Source organism: Streptomyces sp. NPDC051909, assembly GCF_040681095.1.
Taxonomy (GTDB): Bacteria; Actinomycetota; Actinomycetes; order Streptomycetales; family Streptomycetaceae; genus Streptomyces.
This window is the reverse complement of sequence record NZ_JBFAYA010000058.1, coordinates 1-10,624: the sequence shown is the minus strand read 5'-3', so window position 1 is coordinate 10,624 and position 10,624 is coordinate 1. Positions and strand designations below refer to the sequence as shown.

Here is a 10,624-nt window from a genome sequence, read left to right as displayed (position 1 = left end):
GCTCAAGGCGGTGCAGGACGGCACGTCCACCAACGCGGAGATCGCCAAGGCCACCGGCCTCAACCCCGGCTCCGTCGCCCGCGCGGTCGACGCCCTGGTCAAGCGCGGGCTGCTCGCCAAGGACGGCACGACGATCCGGACGGAGGCCGCCGCATGAGCGCCAACCTCGCCCAGGCCGTGGCCGACGCCCGCGCGGCGGAGGCCAACACCGAGCAGATCGCGCAGATCCTCGCCGTGGTCCAGGCCGTGCAGGCCGCCGCCCCGGCCCCGACCGCGCACGCCGCGTGCAGCTGCTCGCACGGAAAGGCCGGCGGCCGGTCGACCGGCAAGGTCGCCGCGTGGGTCGCGGGCGGCGCCGCCTGCGCCTGCGTCCTGACCGCCCTGTTCCTGGCCGTCGCCCTGGTGGCCGTCGCCGTGACGGTCGGCGGCTGCGTGTCGTACCTGCTCATCCGCGAGATCCGGAAGGGGAAGTGACCATGACGAAGCCCGACTTCAAGCGCCTGCTGACCGTGGGCCCGGCGGTCGCCATGACGGCCGTGAGCATGGTCCTCACCCTGGCCGTGATCGTGATGTGGCTCGGGGGCTCGATGCCCTGGGGGATCGCCCTGGTCGTCGGCGTCGGCCTCGACGGCGGGTGGCTGGCCACCCTCGCGTACGAGCGGCGCCTGGCCCGGCAGGGCGACCACAACAACGTCGTGACCGGCGTCGGCTGGGGATTCGGCGCGGTGGCGACCGGCGTCCTGGTCGCCCACGCGCTCGGTGAGCCCTCCCCCGGCCCGTGGCTGGCGGTCGCCTGGCTGCCGCTCGCCGCGAAGGCGCTGTGGCTCGTGCACGGCCTGTGGGAGCGGACCGCGCTCACCCCGGCCGCCCTCGACCGGATCGCCACGATCCAGCAGGGCGCCCGCGACCAGGCGGCCATCGCCCGCGCCGAACTCCGTGCCGAGGCAGGCACCGAGGAGACCCGCCTCGACGCCGTGACGGGCGCCGGGAAGCGCGTCGCAGAGGCACAGGCCAGGGCCGCCCGGCGGCTCTCCGGAGCCTGGTCGGAGCTGGACGGTGTCCGCCAGGGCGACGGCACCGGCAGGGCTCTGACCTGCGTGACAGAGCGCGTCACACCCGCGTCACAGGGCGCGTCACAGCCTCGCTGGCAGCTCCCCGTGTGGGGCAGCTTCGAGGAGCTGGCCGCCATCGAGGCGCCGACCCTGACCGACGACGAGATCGACCGGATCGTGGCGGAGCTGAGGGCCAGCACCAACCCGCCGATGACGTACAACGCCCTCGCCGCCGCGTTCCGCAAGGCCGGGCACAGCGCCGGGGAGACCCGCCTGCGGGCGTCCTGGAAGCGCGTCACCACGGCCGAGGCGGTGGGCTCGTGATCGCCCTCGCCTACCTCGCCACCGTGGCGGTCGCCCTCGTGGTCCTGGCGGTGGCCCTGCGCCACCGCCCGGCCCCGGCCCCCGCGCCGGTCCCGCCGGCGCCCGCCTCGAACCGACTCCTGATCGACGGCGAGCCCGAGGTGCGCCTGATCCTCGCCGCCGCCACCCAGCTCGCCCACCTCGCCACCCGGATGGGAGCCGCAGCATGAGCCGTCGACCCGCGATCCACGACGCCGAACCGAGCCTCGTCACCAGCCACGGCGCCGACTTCTTCGGGCAGGACCGCCACCTCCTGGCGGACGTGGCCGCCCTCGCCCCGTGGGTGACCAACGCCGTGCCGTACAACGACCGGAAGTCGGTGGCCCCGCTGGTCGCCGCGATGGAGGGACGGGAGGCGCTGGCCTTCCCGGCCGCCGACGCCGCCCGCGTCTCCGAGGTGCTGCTGAAGGTGTCCCGCGACCGGCACATGAAGCCACGGGCCTCCGCCCTTGCCCGCGCCCTGGCCGACGCCGCCGCCCGCGCCGCCGCCGACGGCGAGCCGTGGGAGTGGACGGTCGAAGCCGCCGCGTAACGAGCGAAGCCCCGCCGGCCTTTCGGCTGGCGGGGCTTCCTTCGGCCCGTCAAGTCACATGCGTCGCACGGGTCTAACGCGGTATATCGCCTGGTTGTCCGCCACTTTGTGGCAGGCTCACACCCACAACATCAGACAACGCAAAGGGCCCGCCGTGCGACCGGCGGGCCCGGAGCGAACACCAAGATCCCTCCGTTACCAGGCTTCAGGATTGGTGCTCACGTAGTGCATTCCCATGATGCAGGACGTCAGGCCCCGGCCGCGACCGTGTCTTCGGACACGTCGCTGACCAGGGCCGTTCGTGTGCCTGGCCCCCGCCGGACGTGCCGCCGCCGGGGCTGCTCGAAGAAGTTCACCCCAAACCCCCGCACACCGGGCCAAACGTACTGCTCGCGTTCCTGCCGGGAGAAGGCCGCGCGACACGTCGTGGTTCAGCCCCCGAAAACGGGGTCTGACCTGCGGAAAGACACCCCTCCGGGTGTCCACACCTTGGTAACTTCTCAACAGACTTGCCAGACTCCCTCTGACCTGCGGAAACGCGAAGAGGGGTCCGAAGCCACTTCCGGGACTGAAACCGCCGGGCCCGGCCAGGCTCCGGACGGGAAGATCCCGCCGGGGCTGAGGCGCTGGCGGCGGCGCCGGATCGCGCAGGAGATCACCATCCACCGGTCGTGCGCGAAGTGCGGCCGGACGGCCGTCGCGCCCGAGCTGGGCGTGCTGACCGGCCGGACGGCGGACGGCACGGCGGGCTCGCGCGGACAGATGACCTGCAACAGCATCTGGTTCTGCGCCCCGTGCGAGGCATCCCGCCGGGCCGAGGACACGGCCGAGCTGACCACGGCCGCGCTGCGCTGGCTGGCCAAGGGCGGCACGCTGGCAGCCGTGGTGCTGACCTCGCGGCACAACCGGACGCACGCCCTGGCCGACCTGGTGGGCGCTCAGTGGGGGCGGCCGGACGTGGACCCCGCCACGGGCGAGGTGCGGATGCGGAAGGCGGGCAAGGACGCGAACGGCGAGCAGGTCTGGAAGCCCGCGCGGGTGCCGGGCGCGTACCAGCAGATGCTGGTCAACCAGAAGTTCCGCCGGGACCTGGCCCCGGCGATCGGGTACGTCGGCATGGCCCGGAACCCCGAGGTCACGCGTTCGGAGGACAACGGGTGGAACCCGCACCTGAACTCCCTGGTGTTCCTCGGTGGCCGGTTGGCCGGCACTCCGGCGAAGGGCCAGCTCCTCTACGAGGACGAGGACGGCGGCCAGTTCTTCGAGCCGGGCGACGGCCGGAGCTGCACGTTCGAGCCGTCCGCCGAGGACCTGGAGGCGTGGGAGGACTGGCTGCGGGAGTTCTGGCAGGACTCCCTGCGTGCGATCGACCCGGCGTACACGCCGACCACCGAGTGCGAGCGGGCCAACTGCAAGTGCGGCGGCAAGGGCCACGGCGTCAGCGTCACGATCATCACGAGCCCGGACGACAAGGCGCTGATCGAGTACCTGACGAAGAACGGCGACGACAAGCCGGAGTCGGTCACGGCCGACGTGGAGACGGCGCAGAAGGCGGCGGCGGAGGTCGCCTACACGTCCGGCAAGAACGCGCGGTCGCGGCGGTCGATGACCCCGTTCCAGTTCCTCGACCGGCTGTGGGCGATCGAGCGCGAGGGCCTGGACGAGGACGAGGCACCCGGCTACGGCACGCGGGCACAAGTCCGCGGCTGGTGGACCGAGTACGAGGCGGCCATGCACGGCCGCCGGGCGTTCGAGATGACGCGCGGCCTCAAGCGGCACACCGACCTGACCGACGATGACGAGTACCGGTTCAAGGACCTGCACAAGGCGTTCGTCGCCGGGGTCGTCCTCACGGGCGACGCGCACGGCAAGGTGACGGCGGCGGAGACGGACTACGCCGTGATCGAGGCCGTACGCACGGAGCGCGAGGCGGACGTGCCGACGCTGGTCACCGACGCCGGAGGCCGCGCGGACCATGTCCGGGTGGTGAACGCGGACGGATGTGCGGAGTTCACCGAGAGCCTGTCGGAGGTCATGAAGGCCAAGGCCAAGGTCAGGCTGACCGAGGCCGAGGCCCTGCTGCGCGGCATGGAGCGGGTGACGTGCCCGAAGTGCAAGGGCGCGGGACGGCTGGAGGAGTTCGCGGCTGTCGCGGACGGCGCGTGCTTCGCCTGCAACGGGAACGGCTGGACGTACGGCGAACCCGCCGACGACAGCGACGACGACGAGGACCAGGAGGCGCCCGATGGGACGCGATGAGAAGCGGGCCAAGCAGGCGCGGCGCGACCGCCGGCGCCGAGACTTCGACCGGCCGGGCATGACGCTCCACGCGGTCTCGACGCCGGAACAGGCGGAGGCGGCGCTCTTCGGGCCGGGCCCCGCCTCGGACGACTGGCGCCAAGACGTACTCGGCCGCCAAGCACTCTCCGTCAGGCTCGGCCGGGACGGGAACCTCACGATCAACGGGCACCTGCTTACCCGCGAGATGTGCGCCGAGCTCCAGGCGGAGAGGCCGGATGAGCCTGCCGCCGACTTCGAGTACGACACGTTCATGGACATGCGCCGGGAGATGATCCCCGGCCTGGAGATGCGCCGCCCCGCGCCCTGACGCGTCCCCGGCCGCCGCGAAACTGACCCCAGTAAGCACTAACTCGCTCACCTGATCTGCCGCCCCTACCAACTCCCCCGCCGAACTCCCCACCCCCGCCTTCGAAACTCAGCCCGACCCCCCTTGACCAACCTGCAGAAACTCGACCCGCACCCCCTTGACCACCTTCGGACCCCCGCCCCGACCTGAACCCCTGGAAACTCCCAGACCACCCACACGGAGGTCCCGGAGAGTGGGTGGTCTGGGAGATGGAAGGGCGTCCGTGCAGGTCGGGGCGGGGGTCCGAAGGTGGCCTTGTCACACGCTGGTGTACGGGCCGGTTTACACCCCAGGCCGCCCCCGGCCGACGCGCGAATGTTCCAGTAGCGCACAACTTGCTCCGGGCTCCTCCGGGTTCTGACCGCCGGAAAGTCGGCAGCAAGTTGGGCGGGAAGGGGAGCTTCCCGCGACCCCGGCCGGGACGGCTGGGGTTCCCCGAGGGCGGGGAACCCCCTTTGTCCATCACCCGTGTTTGATCAAGGTCGCGGCGGCAGGTTGCCCTACAAGTTGCCCTGCAAGTTGCTCTACAACTTGCCCTCCAAGTTGCCTCCCAAGTTGCTCTACAACTTGCCCCCAGGCGACGGCGGAGCGGCCTCGGACGTGCGCGGTCAAGGGGTCCGGTCGCGCCGACTACTTCCGTACGGGACCCCCCTCCGGAACACGGCCCGAGGTTCCGCCGGCCTTTCGACGGCCACCTCCTGGTGCTCGCCGCCGCCCGTGCTCGCGCAGCATTTGCACGCCCCGTATCGGCGCCGGAGGTGTCGATACCTTGGTCCTCCCGAGCGGGCCGCTGCCGTAATGCAAGAGGTGTGACCGGACTGGCCGTGCCGTAATGCATGAGTTGTGACCGTGTGGATCTTGTCGCGTGCACGCGTGTGCTCGTGCACGCGTGCACGCTGCTTGACGGCTTCGCCGCTCGCTTCGCGATGACCGGATCGGTCACACCTCAGGCATTACGAACTGACCTCGGTCGGCTGCACACGACGAAGGCCCGCACCGTGCGATGCGGGCCTTCGGGTTGGAGCGGCGGGGCTGTGCGTCAGCGGGCGTCGCGCTCGCGGTTCTCGCGGTTGCTGAGCTGGGACGGCTGGGTACGCGGCGCGTCCTCGTGCCAGGCGAACGGGCGGGTGCCGTCAGCGGCCTTGAAGACGCGGATCGCGGAGCCCTCGGGCGCGTCGGGCAGGGGGTAGACCCGGCCGCCCTCAAGGGAGGCCAGGAGTCGGGCGGCGTGGTGCTCGCAGCCGTCCGCCCCGGCGTTCTGCCGGTCGAGCACGGTCACGACGGCCGGGCCGTCGCACGGGGTCGGGTCGTCGGGGTGGGCGGCGGGGCAACGGGTGTCGGTCACGGTGTCCTCCGGGGTGCTGGGTCAGATGCCGATGTGGCGTCGGCCGGACTCGTACATGCGCCGGACGCTGGACTGCTTCTCCGCGTCCTCGAACAGCGCGACGGCGATGCGTCGCCACGACAGGCCGTAGTGGTCGCGGAGCTGCACGACCTGGACGGCGGCGCGGCGCTCCAGGAGCTGCGCGAGGTTCGCGGTCGCGGTCGTCATCGCCACGGCGTAGTCCTCGTTCGCGGTCGGCTCGGTGTGGCCGGCCTCGCTCGCCCCGAGCGACTCCAGCGCGTAGGCGAGCTGCTCGGACTCGATCGCCTTGGCGAGGTAGCCGCGGGGGTCGTCCTCCTGAGGGCTCCACGAGATCTCGGCACGGTTCCCGGCGGTCTTCTCAACGATCACGGACATGGCGGTGGTCCTCCCCGATTCGGTCGGTGTGCGCTTTGTGCACACCAAGAGACTGGCACGGGGTGTGCGCATTGCGCAAGGGCCGACTTATTGGGAATGCCTAGGTGTGTGATTTGGGCGGTATGGGCGGCCGTTGGGTCGTGATGCAAAGGTGTGGGGGATTCGTTCGAGGCGGTCCGTCGGGCGGGACGGCGCTCGTTGATCTGGGGCGGCGAGCAAAAGTGCCAGAGGTGTACGAGCGTCGGCGTGCTCCTGGCGGTGGGCGGCGTACGTCATCTCGGAGACGTACGGCGGTGGCGGGTGACGTACTCGAGGAACGCGGCCGGGGTCGCCGCGGGCGGAAGTGCCGGCGCTTCGACCGCGTACGGTCGGGCGGCATGAAGCGCGACACCCCGAGGGGCACCGACGGCGAGAAGTTGTGCGCCTGGTGCGGCGGCCCGATCAAGCAGTCCGGCGTCGGCCGGAGCCGGGACTACTGCTCCCGCACTCACCGCGAGTACGCGTACCGGGCCCGACGCGAAGCGGAGGTGAAGCTGGTCGCCTACTCGCGCGGCCGGGCCGACGCCGCACGGTCCGTTTCGTCAACTGTCGATACCCGGCGGGACCCCGTTCCGACAGTTGACGAAACGCGGGCACCGGTCCCGGCCGCCGACCCGGGCGACGGGTGGGTGCGCTCGATGGACGTGGTCGACGCTCAGCTCCGGGAGCTGGAAGCCCGCCAGGCCGCGCCGCGCCCGGCGGTCCCCGTCCCCGTTCCGCAGAAGCGCCGGCGCCTTGCCCCGCCCCCGGCGGCGGAGGCCCCGACCCTCTTCGAGCCGGAGGCCGCCGACGGCGAGTAGGTCCGCCGGCCTTTCGCGCTCGCCTCGCAAGGCGGGGCTCTCGCGGGTTCCCTCCGGTCGGGCGGCACTCACGGTGGGCCGCGGGTTCTGGGGGGGTGGAGCTTGCGGAACCCCCCCAGGTTCCGTGGCATGGTGCGGAGGGCTGTCCGGCCGGAGGGAACCCCGCGACCCCGCCGACCCACCCACGGACCCGCAGACACCCGCGATCCCCCACCCCCTCTGGGAGCGGTGGCCCCCCGGAGGGCCGCCGGAGGCGCAGTAACCGGCACGTCCCCACGGCGCGCCCCTGTGCGCGGTTCTGACGGCTTGTGAGGACTCCGGCGGCCTGAGAGTCGCGGGAGCGGGAGAACGGCGCTCAGCGGCCCTGTGACGGGCGCGTGCGGGTACGTTCGGGAGTTGGCACGACGAAGCCCCCGCCGAATACGGATCGGCGGGGGCTTCGGTGTGGGCGGACCGGGGGTCAGCTCCGGTGTGAGCGCCAGCGGCGGGCGGGGGCCACGGACTCCCCGACCTCGACCGTGTCGCCCTGCGCGTCGACGTAGACGTTCCGGCTCAGCAGGACCGGGGCGCCGGGCTCGACCCCGAGCAGGCCCGCCTGCTCCTGGGTGGCCGCGTCGGCGGCGCTGGCTTCTTCGGAGGCCACCGCGCGCCGACCGGTGACGGCCTCGATGGCGGACGGGGTGCCGCCGGGGATGCGCTCCCGCGACAGCAGGGCGGGCACGGTCTCCGCGAGGTCGGCGGAGAACCAGCTCGTGCTGGCGCTGACGGGTTCGTCGTCGGCGTTGTGCGTGACCCGCTGCCGACGCAGTGCCGGGCCGTCGCCCTCGACGCCCAGGAGGTCCGCGACCCACTCGGGCGGGGTGGTCAGGTCGGCGTTCGTGATGACGGCGTACTCGCCATCGGCGTAGATCCGCCCGGTGGTGAGCGCGGACTCCAGCCGGTCGGCGGCCGTGCGGTGCAGGGTCCGGCGCGTGCTGACCGTGGTGGCCGAGCCCTGCCGGGCCTCCGCCAGGCCCTCCGCCTTCAGCGTGCGGTGGACCTTCTGCGCGGTCGCGGTCGAGATGCCGTACTCCGTCGCGAGCTCGCGCACGGACGGCAGCGTGTCGCCGTGCTTCAGCTCGCCACTGACGATCTTCGACTTCAGGGCGGCGACGACTTGGAGGTACGGGGGCGTGCGCTCCAGCGAGGACATGACGGGCTCCTTCGACGGGTGTGAACGGTTCGGTGATCTAGCACAGCATCCGATGCGGTGACCTAGCACAGTGTAGGGCTTGACACACCAACTGTGCTACCACAGTATGGATGTTGTTCGGCGGCCCCTTCCGAGGGGTCGCCGAACGGCTCGAAAATCCGGGGCCCTCGCGCGCGCACGCGTAGGGGCCCCACCCCGGAAACCACCGCAACACCGAAACCCGCAGGTCACGCGCTTGCGGGGGCGCAACCGCCCGCAAGGGAGGTTGCGGTCTCGGAAACCGCCACAAACCAGGCGGGCCGGAACGCCGCGCGAACGGCAATCCCGGCCCTGATCCACGATCACTGAAGGAGCACTCGTGGACTACGCAGCAGCATGGAACAAGATCGGGACCGGCACCAAAGCGACCCTCACGTTCTCGACGGACCGGATCAACCGGGCGACGGCCGCCACGGGCCGCGCCCTCGACGCCGCCGCCCCGGTCTGCGCCCCGTTCGCCCAGCGCTGGGACGCCGAGGCTGACCGCCGGATGGCGCTCCGCACCCCGGAGAACCTGAAGGCGCTGATCGCTGCGCAGCGGGCGAACACGTCGGCCCGGTCGACGGCCGCGACCGCCGCGAGCCAGCGGAAGGCGGCGAAGGCCGCGAGCAAGAACCCGCTCAACGGTGGCCGCCGCGCCGCGCGCACGGCCGACAAGGCCGCGTCCGCCCACGCCAAGGTCGCGCGCCGCGACCTCAAGACCGCCCGCCGGAACTACCCGATGACGCTGCGCCAGCTCGCCATCCGCGTGCACGCCGCGCACACGGTCCCGGCCGGGCTCGCCTCGTACGCGATGAGCACGGCGGAGCACTGGACGGTGTGGCCGGCGGGAACCTCGCTCGGTCTCATCGCGCTCAACGCGGGCGCGCTGTTCCTCGGTCGCCGCGAGGTGACCGTGCAGGTGGACGACGAGGCGTCGGCCGAGGAGCGCCGCCTGATGGAGCGGCTGGCCCCGACGTTCTGGGTCCAGCACGCCGACGAGCGCGGCCTGTCCGGCACGCTCACCGAGCACCCCGAGCTGACGGCGGCCGGAATCGTGTGCGGCGTCCGGCTCGATGGCCGCTGGTCGGCCAAGAAGCTCGCGGCCGAGGCCGACTCGGTCCGCGCCCTGCTCGGCATGAAGACCGAGACCCGGATGCAGATCAGCCGGGGCAGCCACGGCGACCGCGCGCTGATCGTGATCCGCACCCGCTCCGCCTCGGACGGCGTCTCGATGATCTGGACGCCGGACCACGTCGGCATCGGCGTGGACGAAGTGACCGGCGACTTCGTTGACCTGCCGCTGAAGGCGGGCAAGCACATCCTCGCCGCCGGGCGGACCGGCATGGGCAAGTCGGTCTCCTGGCGCCCGCTGGTCATGCGCGCGGTCATGGCCGACGACTGGACGGCCGTGGTCATCGACCCGAAGCGCCAGGAGGCGATCGGCTGGCAGCACTGCCTGCGGTGCGTGGGCCAGGAGACCGACCGTGAGGAGCGCATGGCGCGCATCTACGGGATGGCCAAGGAGCTGACCCGCGAGATGCACCGCCGCCAGGGCATCGCCACCGGCGCCACCTGGATTCCGGACGGGCGCCCGGAGAACCGCAACCTCCTGGTCGTCATCGACGAGGGCGCGGCCATCGTTCGGATGTCCAAGCGCAAGGAGTACGCCGACGTCCTCGACCTGTTCGAGGAGCTGTGGTCCGAAGCCCGATCGGTCGGCTTCCAGTTCGTGTGGGCGACGCAGTTCCCGACCAAGGCGGTCGGCGTCCCGGCGGCCGTGAAGGAGAACATGTCCGCCTTCCTGTCCCTCACGGTCAACCCCGGTGAGGCGGAGCGCGCGATCTTCGGCGAGACCGCGCAGCAGGAGGGCTGGCTGCCCTCGCGGCTCGACGGCGTCCCCGGCCGCGCGATGCTCCAGTTCGAGAAGCGCACCCCCGACCCGCTCCGGCTGTGGCACGTCACGGACGGCATGGTCGCCGGACTGCCCAAGACCGACCCGTGGCAGAGCCCGGCCGCTCCGCTGTCGGCGGTGCCGGCGCCCGCCCCGGCCCCGGCCGCCGAGACCCCGGCCCTGAGCCTGGTGAAGGACGACGCCCCCGCGGCTGCCCTCCCGGAGAACCTGACCGACAACCAGGTCGCCGTGCTCAAGGCGGTGCAGGACGGCACGTCCACCAACGCGGAGATCGCCAAGGCCACCGGCCTCAACCCCGGCTCCGTCGCCCGCGCGGTCGACGCCC

12 protein-coding genes are annotated in these 10,624 nt (G+C 72.2%); 9 read left to right on the top strand and 3 right to left on the bottom strand.

Annotated elements, in window-relative coordinates; genetic code table 11:
- The first annotated feature begins 10 nt into the window (after positions 1–10).
- The 7 genes from AB0M18_RS36020 to AB0M18_RS35990 all read left to right on the top strand — a co-directional run bounded on the left by AB0M18_RS36020 (position 11) and on the right by AB0M18_RS35990 (position 4,555).
- The gene (locus tag AB0M18_RS36020) at positions 11–157 is read left to right on the top strand and encodes a winged helix-turn-helix transcriptional regulator (protein WP_365765573.1); all 147 of its coding nucleotides are present in this window, start codon (positions 11–13) and stop codon (positions 155–157) included.
- A complete protein-coding gene (locus AB0M18_RS36015) occupies positions 154–474 on the top strand; it encodes a hypothetical protein (protein ID WP_365765571.1) in 321 nt (106 codons plus the stop codon). The genes AB0M18_RS36020 and AB0M18_RS36015 overlap by 4 nt, the downstream gene beginning before the upstream one ends.
- Before the next feature lie 2 nt (positions 475–476).
- A complete protein-coding gene (locus tag AB0M18_RS36010; protein ID WP_360068926.1) occupies positions 477–1,376 on the top strand; it encodes a UbiA family prenyltransferase in 900 nt (299 codons plus the stop codon).
- Positions 1,373–1,585: a hypothetical protein gene (locus tag AB0M18_RS36005; RefSeq protein WP_360068928.1), complete on the top strand. Its 213-nt coding sequence runs from the start codon at positions 1,373–1,375 to the stop codon at positions 1,583–1,585. The genes AB0M18_RS36010 and AB0M18_RS36005 overlap by 4 nt, the downstream gene beginning before the upstream one ends.
- The gene (locus AB0M18_RS36000; protein ID WP_360068930.1) at positions 1,582–1,947 is read left to right on the top strand and encodes a hypothetical protein; all 366 of its coding nucleotides are present in this window, start codon (positions 1,582–1,584) and stop codon (positions 1,945–1,947) included. Before AB0M18_RS36005 ends, AB0M18_RS36000 begins: the two co-directional genes overlap by 4 nt.
- Before the next feature lie 714 nt (positions 1,948–2,661).
- Positions 2,662–4,206, top strand: coding sequence for a replication protein (locus AB0M18_RS35995; RefSeq protein ID WP_360068918.1), 1,545 nt, complete (start codon positions 2,662–2,664; stop codon positions 4,204–4,206).
- On the top strand, positions 4,193–4,555 hold the full coding sequence (locus AB0M18_RS35990) for a hypothetical protein (RefSeq protein WP_360068920.1): 363 nt from the start codon (positions 4,193–4,195) through the stop codon (positions 4,553–4,555). The genes AB0M18_RS35995 and AB0M18_RS35990 overlap by 14 nt, the downstream gene beginning before the upstream one ends.
- 1,078 nt (positions 4,556–5,633) lie before the next feature.
- Here the strand turns inward: AB0M18_RS35990 and AB0M18_RS35985 are convergent.
- Positions 5,634–5,939, bottom strand: coding sequence for a hypothetical protein (locus AB0M18_RS35985; RefSeq protein ID WP_331722150.1), 306 nt, complete (start codon positions 5,937–5,939; stop codon positions 5,634–5,636).
- 21 nt (positions 5,940–5,960) lie between these two features.
- The gene (locus AB0M18_RS35980; protein WP_331722149.1) at positions 5,961–6,335 is read right to left on the bottom strand and encodes a hypothetical protein; all 375 of its coding nucleotides are present in this window, start codon (positions 6,333–6,335) and stop codon (positions 5,961–5,963) included.
- Positions 6,336–6,712: 377 nt separating this feature from the next.
- On the opposite strand from AB0M18_RS35980, the gene AB0M18_RS35975 reads away from it, so the two are divergent.
- Positions 6,713–7,174 carry a hypothetical protein gene (locus AB0M18_RS35975; protein WP_365765567.1) on the top strand — a complete coding sequence of 154 codons (462 nt, stop codon included), beginning with the start codon at positions 6,713–6,715 and terminating at the stop codon, positions 7,172–7,174.
- Positions 7,175–7,634: 460 nt separating this feature from the next.
- Here AB0M18_RS35975 and AB0M18_RS35970 read toward each other — a convergent pair whose 3' ends face one another.
- A complete protein-coding gene (locus tag AB0M18_RS35970) occupies positions 7,635–8,366 on the bottom strand; it encodes a GntR family transcriptional regulator (protein ID WP_360068912.1) in 732 nt (243 codons plus the stop codon).
- A 358-nt stretch (positions 8,367–8,724) separates the two neighbouring features.
- Between AB0M18_RS35970 and AB0M18_RS35965 the strand changes: the two genes are divergently transcribed.
- The coding region (locus tag AB0M18_RS35965) for an FtsK/SpoIIIE domain-containing protein (RefSeq protein WP_365765565.1) at positions 8,725–10,624 on the top strand (1,900 nt) is incomplete at its 3' end.

Excerpts from the sequence above, each read along its gene's own strand:
- AB0M18_RS35980 (WP_331722149.1), bottom strand. The coding sequence starts at position 6,335 with ATGTCCGTGATCGTTGAGAAGACCGCCGGGAACCGTGCCGAGATCTCG.
- AB0M18_RS35990 (WP_360068920.1), top strand. The coding sequence starts at position 4,193 with ATGGGACGCGATGAGAAGCGGGCCAAGCAGGCGCGGCGCGACCGCCGG.
- AB0M18_RS35975 (WP_365765567.1), top strand. The coding sequence starts at position 6,713 with ATGAAGCGCGACACCCCGAGGGGCACCGACGGCGAGAAGTTGTGCGCC.
- AB0M18_RS36010 (WP_360068926.1), top strand. The coding sequence starts at position 477 with ATGACGAAGCCCGACTTCAAGCGCCTGCTGACCGTGGGCCCGGCGGTC.
- AB0M18_RS36000 (WP_360068930.1), top strand. The coding sequence starts at position 1,582 with ATGAGCCGTCGACCCGCGATCCACGACGCCGAACCGAGCCTCGTCACC.
- AB0M18_RS36015 (WP_365765571.1), top strand. The coding sequence starts at position 154 with ATGAGCGCCAACCTCGCCCAGGCCGTGGCCGACGCCCGCGCGGCGGAG.
- AB0M18_RS35970 (WP_360068912.1), bottom strand. The coding sequence starts at position 8,366 with ATGTCCTCGCTGGAGCGCACGCCCCCGTACCTCCAAGTCGTCGCCGCC.